Below are 17,576 nucleotides of genomic sequence, written 5' to 3' on the forward strand. Positions count from 1 at the left end.
GCGTCCCACAAGTGGGGCGGGATTAGCTTCCAGTGTACCGGTAGCGCCGACAGTGATGGGGGTTTGCCGGTACCTGAGTCCGCACGTGCCGCCCTGAACCGGTCTCGGCCGACTCCCCCTATTCGGAACGGGGCTCCAGGAGGCTCACAGCGGCACTCAGCGCTTCGGGGTGTCAACCCCCCGCTACCGTGGGCGCGGTCTCACCCGTAGGTGTCGTCGTGACCCGTGCTTCCCGGGGCGCGCAAGGGGCCGTAGCGGCGCGGGCCACCACCGGGGTTCTTGATGTCGATGCGGCGCACGGTGCCGTGCCCGAGATCCTCGTTGAGGCGCCTGACCAGCTGCGGAGCAAGCATCCGGACCTGTGTCGCCCACGCCGTCGAATCGCACTGCACGACGAGGACGCGCTCGTCCTCGTCGTACTTCTGCGGCACACAGTGCTTGGCGAGATCCTCGCCGACGATCTGCGGCCAGCGCCCCATCACGCCACCGACGGCGGCGGGCGTCTCCCAGCCGCGCTCGGTGATCAGCCGGTTGATGGCGGGGCCGAGCCCCATCGGGTCGCGCCCGTCGGCGCGCGCCCCCGAGCGCAGGCCGTTGCCACGCCGAGCCTGCTTCTTCTGCTGGGCCGCCGCACCACGCGCGCGTGCAGCTTCTTTCGCCGCACGTAGGGCGACACGGGCGAGGTCGACTCCAGAAGGCTCGTTCTCCGCTTTTGGTTCCCGCGATCCCCCGGTTTCTCCGGCTCCTCCCGCGGGCGCGCCGTCGCCGCTCACAGCCGCTCCACCGTCCCCTCGGTGACCGCGTACCGCGTCCCGGTCAGCAGATCCGGTACGTCGTCGTCGACCGCGGCCGTCACCAGCACCTGCTCACCCGGGGCCACGAGCTCGGCGAGCCGCTCCCGGCGACGGGCGTCCAGTTCGGCGAAGACGTCGTCGAGGACGAGCACCGGCTCGTTCCCCTCGGCCCGCAGCAGGTCGTACGAGGCGAGCCGCAGCGCCAGCGCGTACGACCAGGATTCGCCATGGCTCGCGTAGCCCTTGGCGGGCAACTGACCGAGTTTCAGCAGCAGTTCGTCCCGGTGCGGTCCTACGAGGGTGACGCCCCGCTCGATCTCCTGCTTGCGCGCGCCTTCGAGGGCGGCCAGCAACTGCTCGTAGAGCTCCTCGCGCGCGTGGCCGACGATTTCGGGCGAGGACGGCTTGTAGTCCAGGGCGATCGGCCCGCCGCCGGGTGCCAGCTGCTCGTACGCCTTGTCGGCCAGCGGCTGCAGCGTCGCGACCAGATCGAGCCTCTGGGCCAGCAGCTCCGCGCCCACGCGCGCGAGGTGCTGATCCCAGACGTCGAGGGTGGACAGGTCCATGGAGCGGCCGCCGTGGCGCCTCGCCAGTGCCGCGGACTTCAGGAGCGTATTGCGCTGCTTGAGGACACGGTCGTAGTCGGAGCGCACACCGGCCATGCGCGGGGAGCGGGCGGTGATCAGCTCGTCGAGGAAGCGCCTGCGCTCGCCGGGGTCGCCCTTGACGAGGGCGAGGTCCTCGGGGGCGAACAGCACGGTCCGCACGATGCCCAGCACGTCACGCGGCCTGACCTGCGACGACCTGTTGATACGGGCGCGATTGGCCCGGCCGGGGTTGAGCTCAAGCTCGACGAGCTGCTGGCGCTCGCCCTGGCGCACCTGGGCGCGGATGACCGCGCGCTCGGCGCCCATGCGCACCAGAGGCGCGTCCGAGGAGACGCGGTGGCTGCCCAGGGTGGCGAGGTAGCCGACGGCCTCGACGAGGTTCGTCTTGCCCTGCCCGTTGGGGCCCACGAACGCGGTGACGCCCGGGTCGAGAGGGACCTCGGCCCGGGCGTACGAGCGGAAGTCGGCCAGCGACAGATGCGTGACATGCATGGTCGTGGGCCGACCTCCCCCAACGTTCTGAACAGCAGTTGTCTACAGCTGTGGATTACTTCTTGCCGCGAGTCACTTCTTCTCGACGGCGTGGCCGCCGAACTGGTTGCGCAGGGCCGCGATCATCTTCATCTGCGGCGAGTCCTCCTGGCGCGAGGCGAAGCGTGCGAACAGCGACGCGGTGATCGCCGGCAGCGGGACCGCGTTGTCGATGGCGGCTTCCACGGTCCAGCGACCCTCACCCGAGTCCTGCGCGAAGCCGCGCAGCTTGTCCAGGTGCTCGTCTTCGTCCAGGGCGTTGACCGCCAGGTCGAGGAGCCAGGAGCGGATGACCGTGCCCTCCTGCCAGGAGCGGAAGACCTCGCGCACGTCGGTCACCGAGTCCACGGCCTCCAGGAGCTCCCAGCCCTCGGCGTAGGCCTGCATCATCGCGTACTCGATGCCGTTGTGAACCATCTTCGCGAAGTGCCCGGCGCCGACCTTGCCCGCGTGCACGGAACCGAAGTCGCCCTCCGGCTTCAGGGCGTCGAAGACCGGCTGGACCTTGGCGACGTCCTCGGCGGAGCCGCCGTACATCAGCGCGTAGCCGTTCTCCAGGCCCCAGACGCCGCCGGAGACGCCGCAGTCGACGAAGCCGATGCCCTTGGCCGCCAGCTCCGCGGCGTGCTTCTCGTCGTCCGTCCAGCGCGAGTTCCCACCGTCGACGACGATGTCGCCGGGCTGGAGCAGCTCGGCCAGCTCGTCGACCGTGGACTGGGTCGCGGCACCGGCGGGCACCATCACCCACACCACGCGCGGACCCTTGAGCTTGCCCACAAGTTCTTCGAGGCTGTGGACGTCCGCGAGGTCCGGATTGCGGTCGTAGCCGATGACGGTGTGGCCTGCGCGGCGGATGCGCTCGCGCATGTTGCCGCCCATCTTGCCGAGGCCGACGAGACCGAGCTCCATCAGTGGTTCCTTACGTTGCGACGGGGCGTGAGGTGGTGCGAGAGCGGTACGAAACACGCCTGCATGTGGATCTCGTACCTGTATCCGAGCCTAAACCCGGACCGTCACGCACACCTGTGGGCAAAGCCGCTCAGGCGAACCCCGAGCGGCCTGCCCGTCGGCTGCCTCAGCCCGAAAGACGCACCGGCATGATCAGGTACTTGTACGCGTCGTCCGCCTCGGCGTCCACGGCCGGCTTGCCGCTGAGCAGCGCGGGCTTGGTGGACGTCGTGAACGACAGCTGCGCGACCGGGGAGTCGATCGCGCTCAGGCCGTCCAGCAGGAAGGTCGGGTTGAAGGCGATCGAGATGTCGTCGCCCTCCAGGTTCGCGTCGACCCTTTCCACAGCCTGTGCGTCGTCGCTGGAACCGGCCTCCAGGATGAGCACGCCCTGCTCGAAGCTGAGCCGCACCGGGGTGTTCCGCTCGGCGACGAGGGCCACACGCTTGACGGCCTCCACGAAGGGAGCGGTCTCGATGACGGCCACGGAGTTGAACTCCGTCGGGAACAGCGTGCGGTACTTCGGCAGGTCGCCCTCGAGGAGGCGGGTGGTCGTACGGCGACCGGCGCCCTCGAAGCCGATGAGGCCTTCACCGGCACCGGAGCCGGACAGCGCCAGCGTCACCGTGTCGCCGCTCGTGAGGGCCTTGGCGGTGTCCAGGAGCGTCTTGGCGGGCACCAGGGCGACCGCGGAGGCCTCCGGGTCCTCCGGCTTCCACAGGAACTCGCGCACGGCGAAGCGGTAGCGGTCGGTGGACGCCAGCGTCACCGTGTCGCCCTCGATCTCGATGCGCACACCGGTGAGGACGGGCAGCGTGTCGTCGCGGCCGGCGGCGATGGCCACCTGCTGAGCGGCAGAGGCGAACACCTCGCCCGGGACGGTGCCCGTGGCGGTCGGCATCTGCGGCAGTGCCGGGTACTCCTCCACAGGCAGGGTGTGGAGTGTGAACCGCGAGGAGCCACAGACCACGGTCGCTCGTACACCGTCTGTGGAGATCTCCACCGGACGGTTGGGGAGGGCGCGGCAGATGTCGGCGAGAAGGCGGCCGGAGACGAGCACCGTGCCCTCTTCGTCGACCTCCGCGTCCACAGAGACGCGTGCCGAGACCTCGTAGTCGAAGCTCGACAGGCTGAGTGCGCCCTCCTCGGCCTTCAGCAGAAGGCCCGCGAGGACGGGCGCAGGCGGTCGTGCCGGGAGGCTGCGCGCCGCCCAGGCCACTGCCTCCGCGAGTACGTCGCGTTCCACCCGGATCTTCACCGTAAGCCGCCTCCTGCGTGTTGCTGGCTGCTCTCGCCCTGCACTGGTCTCGGTCTTCGTCGTCAGACGTCGGTGTCGCTCGGCCCACAGCTGGGGAGAACACCGGGGAACAGTCTGACGCACCGCACTGACAGTCGTTGCCCGCCTCGGTCAAGTCGTGCCGGGGCGCGGTCGAGGTGCCGAGAGCGAGTTGTGCACAGCCCCGTCTTCGAAACGAATTCCCAGCTCTCTCTAGTTGGGAGTAGTAGTAGGGGCTGTGGAAACCGTGGATAACCGCTAAATCGCAGGTCAGAGGCGGCTTTTTGTCCACTGCACCTGTGGGCCGAGCCGGTGGACAACCGGTGGTTTCTGTGGACGGCGAAAAGTTCTGCACACCCGATGCACAGCCTCGGGGCACTTCTCCCCAGCGCCGTCCCCAGCTTTACCCACGTTCCCCACAGCCCAACCGACCCCCTTGGTGTGACGCCTTTCACTCGTCCCGGTGACGAGGCGCGTCGCGTTGCCGAACAGTGGACAGCGGTGTGGAGAAGCTCCCGATCGCTGTGCACAACAGCTGTCATCCTGTGGGTCGACGGTGGACAACGAAATGCACACCCTGTGGAAGAAAAATCTGTCCACAGGGTGTGGAGAGCGTCTGTCCACGAATCCACAGCCGCCTGACCAGGTCTGATGCCCTGTCACCAGGGCGCTCTGTGGACGCCGTCTGGACAACTTCCCGGTCCCCAGGGTGTGGACCGCAGAAACCTGGCACATCTGTGGAGAACACCCGTAACGCGCCCTGAAATCGAACACCGGCTCCGTACGAACGTGCGCGCATACGTAGAAGGGCGCCCCGGGGAGACGTTCCCGGGGCGCCCTTCAGGGACGTAACTGCGCCTGTGTCAGCCGTTCTTGATGCGGTTCGTGAGCTCGGTGACCTGGTTGTAGATCGAGCGCCGCTCGGCCATCAGAGCGCGGATCTTGCGGTCCGCGTGCATCACGGTGGTGTGGTCGCGGCCGCCGAACTGGGCGCCGATCTTGGGCAGGGAGAGGTCCGTCAGCTCGCGGCACAGGTACATCGCGATCTGGCGGGCCGTCACCAGGACGCGGCTGCGCGAGGATCCGCAGAGGTCCTCCACCGTCAGGCCGAAGTAGTCCGCCGTCGCCGCCATGATGGCCGGCGCGGTGATCTCCGGGGACGCGTCCTCGCCACCGGGGATCAGGTCCTTGAGGACGATCTCCGTCAGTCCCAGGTCCACGGGCTGCCGGTTCAGCGACGCGAACGCCGTGACCCGGATCAACGCCCCTTCCAGCTCGCGGATGTTGCGCGAGATGCGGGACGCGATGAACTCGAGCACCTCCGGCGGAGCGTTGAGCTGCTCCTGCACTGCCTTCTTACGAAGGATCGCGATACGGGTCTCCAGCTCGGGCGGCTGGACGTCCGTGATCAGGCCCCACTCGAACCGGTTGCGCAGCCGGTCCTCCAGCGTCACCAGCTGCTTGGGCGGCCGGTCGCTGGAGAGCACGATCTGCTTGTTGGCGTTGTGGAGCGTGTTGAAGGTGTGGAAGAACTCCTCCTGCGTCGACTCCTTGTCCGCGAGGAACTGGATGTCGTCGACAAGAAGGATGTCCATCTCGCGGTACCGCTTGCGGAAGCTGTCGCCCTTGCCGTCGCGGATGGAGTTGATGAACTCGTTGGTGAACTCTTCGGAGCTCACGTACCGCACGCGCGTGCCCGGATACAGACTGCGCGCGTAGTGCCCGATGGCGTGCAGCAGGTGCGTCTTGCCGAGGCCCGACTCCCCATAGATGAACAGAGGGTTGTAGGCCTTGGCCGGTGCCTCGGCGACAGCGACAGCGGCCGCGTGCGCGAAGCGGTTCGACGCGCCGATGACGAACGTGTCGAAGAGGTACTTGGGGTTCAGCCGCGCGGTGGGCTCTCCGGGGCCGGTCGCCGGCGCGGGCTGCGCGGCCAGAGGGCCGGGAGCGCCGCTGGGCACACCACGACCGCGGTCGCCGCCGTCCTGCCCGGGGCGGCCGCCGCCCATCGGGGGCTCACCCGGCTCACGTCGCTGCTGACGCTCGTGCGACGGGTCGTAGGGACCCCGGTCTTCGTAAGGAGGGCGCTCCTCGTACGAAGACCGCTCTTCATAGGAGGGCCGCTCCGCGGACTTCTGCTCGTAGGGCGAGCGTTCCGGCTGCTGGTCGTAGCGGCCGCGCTCGGGCTCGTACGGCTGCTGCTCGTAGGGCGACCGTTCCTGCTGCCGGTAGTCGTGCTGCGGCTGCTGGTGCGGCGTCGCGTACGGGTCGCGCTCGGGGAAGCCGAGCCGGGGCTGCTGCCAGCCGTACTCGTCCTGCTGCGGCCGCGGCCAGGCGCCCGGCTCGGGGCGCTGGTAGTCCGGGTAGGCGGGGCGCGCGGTCGGCAGCTGGTCGCCACGGGGTCCCTGCGGCTGCTCACCGCGCGGGCCCTGGCCGTGCTCGTCAGGACCGCGGCGCTCGTACCCGTCGTAGCCGTCGTACGTGTCGCGCTTCTCGTACGTGTCGTGCGACTGGCCGGGAGCGGCGGGCGGCTCGGTGTCCTCGTAGCGGTGCTGCTGGACCGGCGGCGCGGGAGGCGCGGGGGTCTCGCCCACGGAGTCGTCGACCGTGATCGCGATCCGGATGGGGCGCCCGCACTCGCGGCTCAGGGTCTCGCTGACGACCGGGGCGAGCCGGCCCTCGAGTACGCCCTTCGCGAATTCGTTGGGCACCGCGAGAAGAGCCGTGTCGGCCACCAGGGCCAGGGGCTGACAGCGCCGGATCCAGTGCTCGTCCTTCGTCTCGACGCCCTGCCCGCGACCTTCCCCGAGGAGTTGCTCCAGAACTCGTGGCCACACTGCGGCAAGATCGGCAGGTACGTCAGCCACAGGGCACGCTCTCTCGCTGGTCCCACGAACGTGTGGTTCTGGGACGGGTCGGGAAGAAAATCGGGTGGGGTGGTGGGAAGGGAACGAATCGGAGTTCAGCCACGGTAGTCAGCGCGACCGCTGCGGTTCAAGTTGTTGTCCCCAGCCTGTGGACAGTGTCTCCCGCGTGACGCTGGTTTGACCGGATGGCGTAGCCGCGCGTACCGTAACCAGGTCGAGTTGTCGATGGCTGCTGCCGCCTGCCTCCGATGGGCAAGGTCATGGCCTGCGAGTTCTTCGTGGTCTGTGTAGCGGTGCACTCGGGCGTATTGCGAGCTACTCGTGGGCGCACGGTGACAGCCAGGCGATGTCCCGCCACCACCCGATTTTTTCTGGAGCCCCCGAGTGAGCAAGCGCACCTTCCAGCCGAACAACCGTCGTCGCGCCAAGACCCACGGTTTCCGCCTTCGCATGCGGACCCGCGCCGGTCGTGCGATTCTCGCCAACCGTCGTGGCAAGGGTCGCGCCAGCCTGTCCGCCTGATCTCGTAATCAGGTCATGACGTGCTGCCTACCGAGCATCGGCTGAGGCGGCGCGAGGACTTCGCGACCGCGGTACGCCGAGGACGCCGGGCCGGCCGCCCGCTTCTCGTCGTCCATCTACGTAGCGGTTCACCGGACCCGCACGCGCTTGGGGAGAGCGTCTCCCCGTCGCGTGCGGGTTTCGTCGTGAGCAAGGCCGTGGGTGGAGCCGTCGTACGGAACGCGGTGAAGCGCAGACTTCGACACCTCATGCGCGACCGGGTGGCCTTGTTGCCCCCAGGTAGCCTGGTAGTCGTACGCGCGTTGCCCGGAGCGGGCGACGCCACCCACGCACAGCTGGCCCGAGACCTGGATGCCGCCCTTCAGCGGCTGCTGGGAGGGGGCGCGCGATGAAGTACCCACTGCTCGCTCTGATCAAGATCTACCAGTGGACCATCAGTCCACTGCTCGGTCCGGTGTGCAAGTACTACCCATCGTGTTCCCACTACGGCTTCACGGCCATCGACCGGCACGGTGCGATCAAGGGAACAGCCCTCACCGCCTGGCGCATCCTTCGGTGCAACCCGTGGTCGCTCGGCGGTGTCGACCACGTTCCGCCACGCAAGCGTCCGCGCTGGCACGAGATGCTGCGCGACGCCGTGCGCGGGGACAAGAAAGCGGCCCCCGTCGTTGAGGGCGACAGCCCCTCTGCCCAGGACAACCCGTCCGCAGCGACTTCGCCCAATGCCCAAGGAGCCTGATCAGGGACATGATTTCCGATATCGTCAACGCGATTTCTGGCGTCTTCGCGTTTCTCACGACCCCGGTGTCCTGGGTCATCGTCCAGTTCCACAAGGTCTTCGGCGCCATCTTCGGGCCTGACACCGGATGGGCCTGGGGTCTGTCGATCGTGTCCCTGGTGGTGCTGATCCGCATCTGCCTGATCCCGCTCTTCGTGAAGCAGATCAAGTCGACGCGGAACATGCAGCTGCTCCAGCCTCAGATGAAGGCGATCCAGGAGCGCTACAAGAACGACAAGCAGCGTCAGTCCGAAGAGATGATGAAGCTGTACAAGGAGACGGGTACCAACCCGCTCTCCTCGTGCCTTCCCATCCTCGTGCAGTCGCCGTTCTTCTTCGCTCTGTACCACGTGCTCGCCGGCATCGCCGATGGCAAGAAGATCGGCGTCATCGACCAGTCGCTGCTGGACAGCGCGCAGAAGGCGCACATCTTCGGTGCCCCGCTGGCCTCCAAGTTCATGGACAGCGCCGCCGAGGTCCAGGCGATGGGCGCCTCCCTGACGGACGTCCGCGTGGTCACCGCGGTCATGATCATTCTGATGTCGGCGTCGCAGTTCTACACGCAGCGTCAGCTGATGACCAAGAACGTCGACCTGACGGTGAAGACGCCGTTCATGCAGCAGCAGAAGATGCTGATGTACGTCTTCCCGGTCATCTTCCTGTTCATGGGCATCAACTTCCCCGTCGGTGTTCTCGTCTACTGGCTGACCACCAACGTGTGGACCATGGGCCAGCAGATGTACGTGATCAGCCGGAACCCCACTCCGGGCAGCAAGGCCCAGGAGAAGATGCTCGAGGGCCTGCAGAAGCACGTCGTCTCGCACAGCGCCACGCGCACCAAGCGTGAGAAGAACATCGTCAAGGCCATCGTCTCCAAGGGCCGCGACCGCAACGACTACGAGCGCAAGTTCATCAACGGCCTGAGCAAGGCCGGTCTCGCGGCGCAGACCGACGGATCCGTCGTGAAGAGCTCGGCGGCCACCGAGGTCCTGGACGAGGACGGCACGTCCGCCGGTACCCCGAAGCGACAGCAGCCCAAGCGGCAGTCCAAGTCGCAGCGCCAGTCGGGGACCAGCGCCACCCCTGCCGCCAAGTCCGACTCCTCCCCGGCGAAGCCCTCGCTGGAGAAGAAGGACGCCCCCGAGGACGAGGCCCCGAAGGCCAAGCAGACCGGAGCCAAGCCCGCCGGCGGTTCGAACGGCCGGAGCAAGGCCCGGTCCGGTCAGCGCAAGGGCCAGCCTCCGCGCTCCAAGTCCTCGTCCAAGAAGTAAGCCTCGACGTAAGAAGGAGTCCATCCCGTGACGGAAGGCACCACCTCCGCCGCTCCTGAGGGTGGCGACACCCTGACCCGCCTCGAGCAGGAGGGTGAGATCGCTGCGGACTACCTCGAGGGTCTGCTGGACATCGCCGACCTCGACGGTGACATCGACATGGACGTCGAGGCCGACCGCGCCGCCGTGTCCATCGTCAGTGATGCGAACAGCCGCGATCTGCAGAAGCTGGTCGGCCGTGACGGAGAGGTCCTCGAGGCCCTCCAGGAGCTGACCCGCCTGGCCGTGCACCGTGAGACGGGCGACCGCAGCCGTCTGATGCTGGACATCGCCGGGTACCGGGCCAAGAAGCGTGCCGAGCTCACCGAGCAGGGCGCCAAGGCCGCGGCCGAGGTGAAGAGCACCGGTGAGCCGGTCAAGATGAAGCCGATGACGCCCTTCGAGCGCAAGGTCGTGCACGACGCGGTCAAGGCCGCCGGTCTGCGCAGCGAGTCCGAGGGCGAGGAGCCGCAGCGCTTCGTCGTCGTGCTTCCTGCCTGAGCGGTACGTCGCTTTCCGGCCCCGTCTGTTCGCAGGCGGGGCCGATCTTTGTCAGCCTGTTAGTCAGCAGCCACCCAGTGCGGTAGTGCGGTACGGAAGGACGGTCCTCGTGACGGAGGCAGCAGAACTCCCCCCGGCTCCGGAGCAGGCCCGGACGGTATTCGGCGAGCGCTTCCCGGATGCTGTCCGGTACGCGGAGCTCCTCGCTGACGCGGGAGTGCAGCGCGGCCTCATCGGCCCCCGCGAGGTGCCCCGTCTGTGGGAACGACACATCCTCAACTGCGCCGTGCTCTCCGAGGTGGTCCCGGAGGGCGTCACCGTGTGCGACGTCGGTTCCGGTGCCGGTCTGCCCGGTATCCCGCTGGCCTTGGTCCGCCCGGACCTCAAGATCACGCTTCTTGAGCCGCTGCTCCGCCGTACGAACTTTCTGACCGAGGTCGTCGAACTGCTGGGCCTCGATCATGTGACGGTGGTGCGCGGGCGTGCCGAGGAAGTCCTGGGCAAGCTCCAGCCCGTCCATGTCGTCACCGCCCGCGCCGTGGCTCCGCTGGACCGCCTGGCCGCGTGGGGAGTCCCTCTGCTGCGGCCGTACGGCGAGATGTTGGCGCTGAAGGGCGACACAGCCGAGGAAGAGATCAAGGGCGCCGGTGCGGCTCTGAGCAAGCTCGGCGCAGTCGAGACCTCGGTGCTGCATGTCGGGGAGGGCGTGGTCGATCCCCTGTCCACCGTGGTGCGTGTAGAGGTCGGGGAGAGCCCCGGCGGTGTGCGGTTCGCGGCCAAGCGAGCCAAGGCCGCGCGCACGGGACGGGTCCGGCGCCGTCGCTGATCGTCTCGCAGCTGTTCGTGATGAGTACCGCTGATCCGTCCTGACGACCAGCGGTACTCCACACAAGCTGTCAAACGTACGCATCTCGGGGTGTCGCACGAGAGCGCACCGGGCTGCGGTGCATCGTGTTTCACGTGAAACGTCGCTCACTGCTGCATGGCATCATCAGTCGCGGCCGCGCAGCGGCCGCTCCCCGCGACCGTAGACCTCTCGGATCCCTCGATTCGGGCACGGAGTTGTCCACAGAAGGGGATTCGTCCACAGAAGACCGGGCCTCGCTGGTTCTCGACCCCGAAGGCATGGGAGGCTCTGTTCATTGCGAGCCTGAAGTCGAGGAGAGTGAATCCTTGCGGTCCGACGCCAACATCGCGGGACCGATGACCGATCCGGTCCCCGGTCCCCGCACCGAGTCGGCGGGGGAGGATGTTTCACGTGAAACACCGACCCCGATGGACGACACACCCATCGGTCGCGCTGCCCAATTGGCAGTGGAAGCTCTCGGTCGCGCGGGCGAAGGCCTGCCGCGTCCGGAGCAGACGCGCGTCATGGTGGTGGCCAACCAGAAGGGCGGGGTCGGCAAGACCACAACCACGGTCAACCTGGCTGCCTCGCTCGCGCTGCACGGCGCGCGCGTCCTGGTGATCGACCTGGACCCGCAGGGCAACGCCTCCACGGCTCTGGGTATCGATCATCACGCCGAAGTGCCCTCCATCTACGACGTGTTGGTCGACAGCAGGCCACTCTCCGAAGTGGTCCAGCCGGTCCCGGATGTCGAAGGCCTCTTCTGTGCGCCTGCCACCATCGACCTCGCTGGTGCGGAGATCGAGCTGGTCTCTCTCGTCGCACGGGAGAGCCGGCTGCAGCGTGCCATCCAGGCCTACGAGCAGCCGCTGGACTACATCCTCATCGACTGCCCGCCGTCGCTCGGACTTCTGACGGTCAACGCCCTCGTCGCGGGGGCGGAAGTGCTGATCCCGATCCAGTGCGAGTACTACGCACTGGAGGGGCTCGGCCAGCTCCTGAGGAACGTTGATCTCGTCCGGGGGCACCTCAACCCGAACCTGCACGTCTCAACGATCCTCCTGACGATGTACGACGGGCGCACGCGGCTCGCCTCCCAGGTTGCCGACGAGGTCCGCAGCCACTTCGGCGACGAGGTACTGAGGACGAGCATTCCGCGGTCGGTGCGTATCTCGGAGGCACCGAGCTATGGGCAGACCGTTCTGACCTACGATCCAGGGTCGAGCGGTGCCCTCTCCTACCTCGAGGCGGCACGCGAGATGGCGCTGCGCGGAGTAGGGATCCACTACGACGCCCAGCAAGCCCACATGGGTACGCAACTTGACCAGCAGAGCACGCCGGAGGGTATTCAGTGAGCGAGCGACGGAGGGGACTGGGCCGCGGTCTCGGCGCGCTGATCCCGGCTGCCCCCACCCCGGAAAAGTCGGCGCCTACGGCTGCGGCAGGAGGAGCTTCGACTTCTCCCACGGCAGTGCCGGTGCTGACAGCGGAACGTGGAGTGGCCGCGGCGAAGGTGGCATCGCTTTCGCAGGCCAATGTTTCACGGGAAACCGAGGAGCCGACGAGCAGCGCGGTGGACGGCCTCGACCGTTCCGCCGGAGCGTACTTCGCAGAGGTGCCGCTCGACGCCATCTCGCCCAACCCGCGCCAGCCGCGCGATGTGTTCGACGAGGACGCTCTCGCTGAGCTCATCACGTCCATCAGGGAAGTCGGCCTGCTGCAGCCCGTCGTCGTACGGCAGGTGGGCACCGGGCGCTACGAACTCATCATGGGCGAGCGGCGCTGGAGGGCCTGCCGGGAGGCGGGACTCGAGCGCATCCCGGCCATTGTGCGGGCCACGGAGGACGAGAAGCTCCTTCTCGACGCACTCCTGGAGAACCTGCACCGTGCGCAGCTGAACCCGCTGGAAGAGGCCGCCGCCTACGACCAGTTGCTCAAGGACTTCAACTGTACGCACGACCAGCTGGCGGACCGCATCGGCCGGTCCCGCCCGCAGGTGTCCAACACGCTGCGTCTGCTGAAGCTCTCGCCTGCGGTGCAGAGGCGAGTTGCGGCGGGTGTGTTGTCCGCGGGCCACGCCCGTGCGCTGCTCTCCGTCGAGGACTCGGAGGAGCAGGACCGCCTGGCTCACCGCATTGTGGCCGAAGGGCTTTCGGTGCGGGCCGTCGAGGAGATCGTGACCCTCATGGGCTCGCGGCCCACGAGCACGACGCGAGCCAAGGGGCCGCGGGCAGGCACGCGTGTCTCTCCCGCGCTGAGCGACCTCGCGACGAGGCTCTCGGACCGGTTCGAGACGCGGGTGAAGGTCGACCTCGGCCAGAAGAAGGGAAAGATCGTCGTCGAGTTCGCGTCGATGGACGATCTGGAACGCATCATCGGCACGCTTGCACCGGGCGAGGGACCGGTTCTGCAGAACACCCTCCCTGAGGCGAGCGAGGACGACGAACAGGACTGACCGTCCTACGAAGACCGAAAAGCGGGCTGTGTCCGGTGTGTACCGGAACACGGCCCGCTCTTTGCTTTCCTACGGTATCGATGGAATCGCTTCCTGGTTACGATGCGAGCGGGAAGAGCGCATCCACCCGGCGACACCTCATAGGGGAGGCGGGGGTCATGCGATCGGTGAGTCGCACCGGACTGATGACCGCAGGTCTCGGACTGGGCGCGGTCGGCGGCTTCGTCGGCAGTCTGCTCAGGGAACGGAGCGCTCTGACGGCCGCCCGCGTCGCGGCGGGCGAAGGAAGCGAGGAACTGCCTTCATGGGGCGTCGGCTCGTACCGCTCACGCTGGACAACCTTCCGGACCTTCCCAACCGTTGCCGGTCGTGTGTCTTCTGGGAGCTTGACCCAGTCAGTGGTGAGGCCGCGCTGAGAGCCGGCACTCCGGAACTGGAGAAGGAAGCCTGGATCTCCGCGGTTCTGCTGGAGTGGGGATCCTGCGGTCGCGTCGTCTACGTCGATGATGTCCCGGTCGGTTTCGTGCTGTACGCACCCCCTGCGTACGTACCTCGGTCCATCGCGTTTCCCACGAGCCCCGTGTCCCCCGATGCCGTGCAGTTGATGACGGCCTGGATCATGCCCGGTTATCAGAGCCAGGGGCTCGGGCGCGTCATCGTGCAGACCGTCGCCAAGGATCTGCTGCGCCGGGGCTTCAAGGCCATCGAAGCTTTCGGGGACGCTCAGTGGAAGGAACCCGCGTGTCTGCTCCCGGCGGACCATCTGCTGGCCGTCGGCTTCAAGACGGTCCGACCCCATCCTGCGTACCCGCGGCTGCGTCTGGAACTGCGGACGACGCTGTCGTGGAAAGAGGACGTCGAGCTGGCGTTGGACCGGCTGCTGGGCGCCGTGCAGAAGGAGCCGGCGCTGCGGCCGTTGTGATGAGCCCCGGAAACGCCGACGGGCCAACCCCGAGGGGGTTGGCCCGTCGCTGTTTCACGTGAAACAGCTTCTGCCTCCGTGAAACGGCGTCGTGAACTACTCGGCGATGAAGTCCTCGAGGTCGCGCACGATGGCGGCCTTGGGCTTGGCACCGACGATGGTCTTGGCGACCTCGCCACCCTGGTAGACGTTCAGGGTCGGGATGGACATGACGCCGTACTTGGCGGCCGTGTCCGGGTTCTCGTCGATGTTCAGCTTGACGATCTCGATCTTGTCGCCGTACTCGGCAGCGATGGCCTCGAGCGACGGCGCGATCTGGCGGCACGGACCGCACCAAGCGGCCCAGAAGTCGACCAGGACGGGCTTGTCGCTCTTCAGGACGTCCTCGTCGAAGGAGGCATCCGTCACGTTCTTCAGGTTGCCGGCCACAGCGGGCTCCTCTTTTCTTGGGTGGGGGTGGGAGTGGAAGTTGAGGGTCAGACGCTGGCGGTCGGCGTCTTCTCGGGCTCGGCCGCCTCACTGTCGGCGAGCGCAGCCAGGAAGCGCTCGGCGTCGAGAGCCGCGGAGCAGCCCGTGCCGGCGGCCGTGATGGCCTGGCGGTAGGTGTGGTCCACGACGTCGCCGGCGCCGAACACACCGGTCAGGTTCGTGCGCGTCGACGGGGCCTGCACCTTCAGGTACCCCTCGTCGTCCAGCTCGAGCTGGCCCTTGAAGAGCTCCGTGCGCGGGTCATGGCCGATCGCGATGAACAGGCCCGTCACCGGCAGCTCGGACGTCTCGCCCGTCTTCAGGTTGCGCAGGGTCAGACCGGCGAGCTTCTGCTCACCCTTGACCTCGGCGACCTCGCTGTCCCATACGAACTTGATCTTCGGGTCGGCGAAGGCACGCTCCTGCATTGCCTTGGAGGCGCGCAGGGTGTCGCGACGGTGCACGATCGTCACGGACTTGGCGAAGCGCGAGAGGAAGGTCGCCTCCTCCATCGCGGTATCGCCACCACCGATCACGGCGATGTCCTGGTCCTTGAAGAAGAAGCCGTCGCACGTCGCGCACCACGAGACACCGCGGCCGGAGAGCGCGTCCTCGTTCGGCAGGCCGAGCTTGCGGTGCTGGGAGCCGGTGGTGACGATGACGGCCTTCGCGCGGTGCACGGTGCCCGCGGTGTCCGTCACGGTCTTGATCTCGCCGGTGAGGTCGACGGCCACGACGTCGTCGGGGACGAGCTCGGCGCCGAAGCGCTCGGCCTGGCCGCGCATGTTGTCCATGAGCTCGGGGCCCATGATGCCGTCCTGGAAGCCGGGGAAGTTCTCCACCTCGGTAGTGTTCATGAGCGCACCACCGGCGGTGACGGCGCCTTCGAACACAAGCGGCTTCAGCGACGCGCGCGCGGTGTAGAGCGCCGCCGTGTAGCCGGCGGGCCCGGAGCCGATGATGATCACGTTACGGACGTCGCTCACGGCTTGATTCCTCGTCTCTGCGGGACTGCTGCGTACTGCCGGGGGAGCCTCTTCTCAGGACTCTCACCCCACCCAACGGATCCTACGGGGCGTGCATTCCCGACGTGTCCGGTCGCACGTCGGGAGTGCGTTCGGGTGCCCCTCGCGGCAGGTGTCAGCCGCGGTCGTAGTCGTGGGTGTACAGCAGCTTGCCCGCGGAGGACGCCTGTTTCACACAGGCGGAGTCCACGATGAAGGCCGTGACGCGATGCGCGGGGTCGGTCTTGTGCGGCAGCACGACGAGGTAGGCGTTCTTTCCTTCGTACGTGCCTTCCGTGGCCGCGAGCGGCTTCTCGACCCGGTGGGTTCCCAGCTGGATGCAGGGCGGCACGGAGACGGCTTGCTTCGGGATCGTCGGGACCGTGTTCGGCGTCTTGGGGCCGCTTTCCTTGGTGCCGAACGACGGCTCCTCGGAGGTGGGCGGTGCGACGTTCTCCCCCTGCTTGGTGAGCAGCTCGGACACCTTCGAGCCCAGCGAACCCTCGGCGAGGGTGTCCGTCGCCCCACTGGCCGAGGTGTGACCCGCAGTAGAGGAACCGCCGCCGTTCTGCAGGAGCAGTGCTCCCACGCCGAGTGCGGCCGCGGTCAGGACCGCGCCGAGTGCGGCGCCTGTGCGGCGCCGGGAGCGTCGCGCCTTGCGTCCCGGACCGGCGGCGGCACGGGGATGTCCAGCGGGTCGATCCGAGGAACGCGGAGCCGATTCGGGCTCGGCGGCGGTCGATGTTTCACGTGAAACGGGATCGGCTGCGGCTTCCGCTTCGGCGGCCAGTGCAGCGTCGATCCTGCCGACGAGGTCCTCGGGCATCGGCACGGGGTCCGGCAGAGCGCCGAGCATGCCGCGGATCTCCTCCACCGAGGCGTAGACGTCGGCACACAGGACACAGTCGTCGATGTGCCGCCGGACGTCGGACGTACGGGAGGGGGGCAGCAGGCCTTCGGCGAGGTCGGAGATCTCGGTGACCTCTGGATGTTCTGCCGTGTCGGTCGTGGATGTCACGCTCGCCCACCTCCGCCCTTCACCGCAGCCGAATCATTTGGTCCTGCCTCGTCCCGAGGCCCCGCTGCGGGTGGGACGGATGTCCCCTGCGTCCGGTTCCGTCCAGGGGGCGGGTTCTCGCCACTTCCCTGGTCACCGCTCTCCGTACGGAGATGTGTCAGGAGAGGGAGAAGTCTGGCTCTGCCACGGGCGCAGCGGCTTTTGACGGTTCCGGTGGGAACGTCGAGGATCCGGGCCGCCTCGGCGACCGGGTAGCCCTGCATGTCGACGAGGACGAGAGCGGCCCGTTGGTCGGGCGGCAGCGATCCCAGGGCTTCCAGGAGTTCCCGATGGAGGTCGTTGCGCTCCGCGGGGGCGGCAGCCGATTCGTGTGGCTCCAGAAGCTGGTCGAAGCGCTCGGTGTCGTCCACGGGAGCGGTCTTGCGCGAGGCCATCTTGCGGGCCCGGTCCAGGCACGCGTTGACGGTGATGCGGTGCAGCCAGGTCGTCACGGCGGACTGGCCGCGGAAGGTGTGTGCGGCGCGGTAGGCGGAGACGAGGGCATCCTGCACCGCGTCGGCGGCTTCCTCCCGGTCTCCGAGCGTCCTCAGGGCCACGGCCCAGAGCCGGTCCCGGTGGCGCCGCACGATCTCGCCGAAGGCGTCCTTGTCGCCCTCGACATGGCGGGCGAGGAGGTCCTGATCGCTCACTCCGCCGTAGGCGTCGTCCACTGCCGAACCCCCTCCCC

At 67.9% G+C, this 17,576-nt stretch carries 18 protein-coding genes; 9 read left to right on the forward strand and 9 right to left on the reverse strand.

The genetic code is table 11. From position 1 onward, the window contains the following. Window positions 1-200: 200 nt before the first annotated feature. From ACIBUY_RS14910 to dnaA, 5 genes are all read right to left on the reverse strand, one after another. Complete coding sequence (locus ACIBUY_RS14910) at window positions 201-773, reverse strand: DUF721 domain-containing protein (protein WP_365560275.1); 573 nt, start codon at window positions 771-773, stop codon at window positions 201-203. Beyond that, window positions 770-1,894, reverse strand: a complete 1,125-nt coding sequence (gene recF / locus ACIBUY_RS14915) for a DNA replication/repair protein RecF (RefSeq protein WP_399152773.1) — start codon at window positions 1,892-1,894, stop codon at window positions 770-772. The genes ACIBUY_RS14910 and recF overlap by 4 nt, the downstream gene beginning before the upstream one ends. A 72-nt stretch (window positions 1,895-1,966) precedes the next feature. Next, a complete protein-coding gene (gene gnd, locus ACIBUY_RS14920; RefSeq protein ID WP_365560279.1) occupies window positions 1,967-2,842 on the reverse strand; it encodes a phosphogluconate dehydrogenase (NAD(+)-dependent, decarboxylating) in 876 nt (291 codons plus the stop codon). A 166-nt stretch (window positions 2,843-3,008) separates the two neighbouring features. Beyond that, window positions 3,009-4,139, reverse strand: coding sequence for a DNA polymerase III subunit beta (gene dnaN, locus ACIBUY_RS14925; protein ID WP_365560281.1), 1,131 nt, complete (start codon window positions 4,137-4,139; stop codon window positions 3,009-3,011). Window positions 4,140-5,020: 881 nt separating this feature from the next. After that, window positions 5,021-7,024, reverse strand: coding sequence for a chromosomal replication initiator protein DnaA (gene dnaA, locus ACIBUY_RS14930; RefSeq protein ID WP_399152774.1), 2,004 nt, complete (start codon window positions 7,022-7,024; stop codon window positions 5,021-5,023). A 384-nt stretch (window positions 7,025-7,408) separates the two neighbouring features. Between dnaA and rpmH the strand changes: the two genes are divergently transcribed. The 9 genes from rpmH to ACIBUY_RS14975 all read left to right on the forward strand — a co-directional run bounded on the left by rpmH (window position 7,409) and on the right by ACIBUY_RS14975 (window position 14,359). Beyond that, window positions 7,409-7,546: a 50S ribosomal protein L34 gene (gene rpmH, locus ACIBUY_RS14935; RefSeq protein ID WP_006381191.1), complete on the forward strand. Its 138-nt coding sequence runs from the start codon at window positions 7,409-7,411 to the stop codon at window positions 7,544-7,546. 20 nt (window positions 7,547-7,566) lie between these two features. Beyond that, entirely contained in the window at window positions 7,567-7,938 is a 372-nt protein-coding gene (rnpA, locus tag ACIBUY_RS14940; protein ID WP_365560287.1) for a ribonuclease P protein component, read from the forward strand. Then, window positions 7,935-8,285, forward strand: a complete 351-nt coding sequence (gene yidD / locus ACIBUY_RS14945) for a membrane protein insertion efficiency factor YidD (protein WP_365560289.1) — start codon at window positions 7,935-7,937, stop codon at window positions 8,283-8,285. Before rnpA ends, yidD begins: the two co-directional genes overlap by 4 nt. Before the next feature lie 8 nt (window positions 8,286-8,293). Next, a complete protein-coding gene (gene yidC, locus ACIBUY_RS14950; protein ID WP_399152775.1) occupies window positions 8,294-9,595 on the forward strand; it encodes a membrane protein insertase YidC in 1,302 nt (433 codons plus the stop codon). Window positions 9,596-9,622: 27 nt separating this feature from the next. After that, window positions 9,623-10,135 (forward strand): R3H domain-containing nucleic acid-binding protein, encoded by a 513-nt coding sequence (locus tag ACIBUY_RS14955; RefSeq protein WP_365560294.1) that lies wholly within the window; start codon window positions 9,623-9,625, stop codon window positions 10,133-10,135. Between the two features lie 109 nt (window positions 10,136-10,244). Then, window positions 10,245-10,961 carry a 16S rRNA (guanine(527)-N(7))-methyltransferase RsmG gene (gene rsmG / locus ACIBUY_RS14960; protein WP_365560297.1) on the forward strand — a complete coding sequence of 239 codons (717 nt, stop codon included), beginning with the start codon at window positions 10,245-10,247 and terminating at the stop codon, window positions 10,959-10,961. A gap of 299 nt (window positions 10,962-11,260) precedes the next feature. Continuing rightward, window positions 11,261-12,337 carry a ParA family protein gene (locus tag ACIBUY_RS14965; RefSeq protein ID WP_365561204.1) on the forward strand — a complete coding sequence of 359 codons (1,077 nt, stop codon included), beginning with the start codon at window positions 11,261-11,263 and terminating at the stop codon, window positions 12,335-12,337. Next, window positions 12,334-13,437: a ParB/RepB/Spo0J family partition protein gene (locus ACIBUY_RS14970; protein ID WP_399152776.1), complete on the forward strand. Its 1,104-nt coding sequence runs from the start codon at window positions 12,334-12,336 to the stop codon at window positions 13,435-13,437. The genes ACIBUY_RS14965 and ACIBUY_RS14970 overlap by 4 nt, the downstream gene beginning before the upstream one ends. 304 nt (window positions 13,438-13,741) lie before the next feature. Beyond that, window positions 13,742-14,359, forward strand: coding sequence for a GNAT family N-acetyltransferase (locus ACIBUY_RS14975; RefSeq protein WP_365560301.1), 618 nt, complete (start codon window positions 13,742-13,744; stop codon window positions 14,357-14,359). A gap of 96 nt (window positions 14,360-14,455) precedes the next feature. On the opposite strand, the gene trxA is transcribed toward ACIBUY_RS14975, so the two are convergent. From trxA to sigM, 4 genes are all read right to left on the reverse strand, one after another. Continuing rightward, window positions 14,456-14,788, reverse strand: coding sequence for a thioredoxin (gene trxA, locus ACIBUY_RS14980; protein ID WP_365560303.1), 333 nt, complete (start codon window positions 14,786-14,788; stop codon window positions 14,456-14,458). 47 nt (window positions 14,789-14,835) lie between these two features. Next, entirely contained in the window at window positions 14,836-15,813 is a 978-nt protein-coding gene (gene trxB, locus ACIBUY_RS14985) for a thioredoxin-disulfide reductase (RefSeq protein ID WP_365560305.1), read from the reverse strand. Window positions 15,814-15,967: 154 nt separating this feature from the next. Next, a complete protein-coding gene (locus ACIBUY_RS14990; RefSeq protein WP_365560307.1) occupies window positions 15,968-16,849 on the reverse strand; it encodes a hypothetical protein in 882 nt (293 codons plus the stop codon). Further along, the gene (gene sigM / locus ACIBUY_RS14995) at window positions 16,846-17,559 is read right to left on the reverse strand and encodes an RNA polymerase sigma factor SigM (protein WP_365560310.1); all 714 of its coding nucleotides are present in this window, start codon (window positions 17,557-17,559) and stop codon (window positions 16,846-16,848) included. The genes ACIBUY_RS14990 and sigM overlap by 4 nt, the downstream gene beginning before the upstream one ends. Between the last annotated feature and the right edge of the window lie 17 nt (window positions 17,560-17,576).

It is taken from the genome of Streptomyces sp. NPDC050085 (assembly GCF_044460595.1).
Lineage (GTDB): Bacteria > Actinomycetota > Actinomycetes > Streptomycetales > Streptomycetaceae > Streptomyces.

Excerpts from the sequence above, each read along its gene's own strand:
- recF (WP_399152773.1), bottom strand. The coding sequence starts at position 1,894 with ATGCATGTCACGCATCTGTCGCTGGCCGACTTCCGCTCGTACGCCCGG.
- gnd (WP_365560279.1), bottom strand. The coding sequence starts at position 2,842 with ATGGAGCTCGGTCTCGTCGGCCTCGGCAAGATGGGCGGCAACATGCGC.
- yidD (WP_365560289.1), top strand. The coding sequence starts at position 7,935 with ATGAAGTACCCACTGCTCGCTCTGATCAAGATCTACCAGTGGACCATC.
- yidC (WP_399152775.1), top strand. The coding sequence starts at position 8,294 with ATGATTTCCGATATCGTCAACGCGATTTCTGGCGTCTTCGCGTTTCTC.
- ACIBUY_RS14965 (WP_365561204.1), top strand. The coding sequence starts at position 11,261 with ATGGGAGGCTCTGTTCATTGCGAGCCTGAAGTCGAGGAGAGTGAATCC.
- ACIBUY_RS14975 (WP_365560301.1), top strand. The coding sequence starts at position 13,742 with ATGGGGCGTCGGCTCGTACCGCTCACGCTGGACAACCTTCCGGACCTT.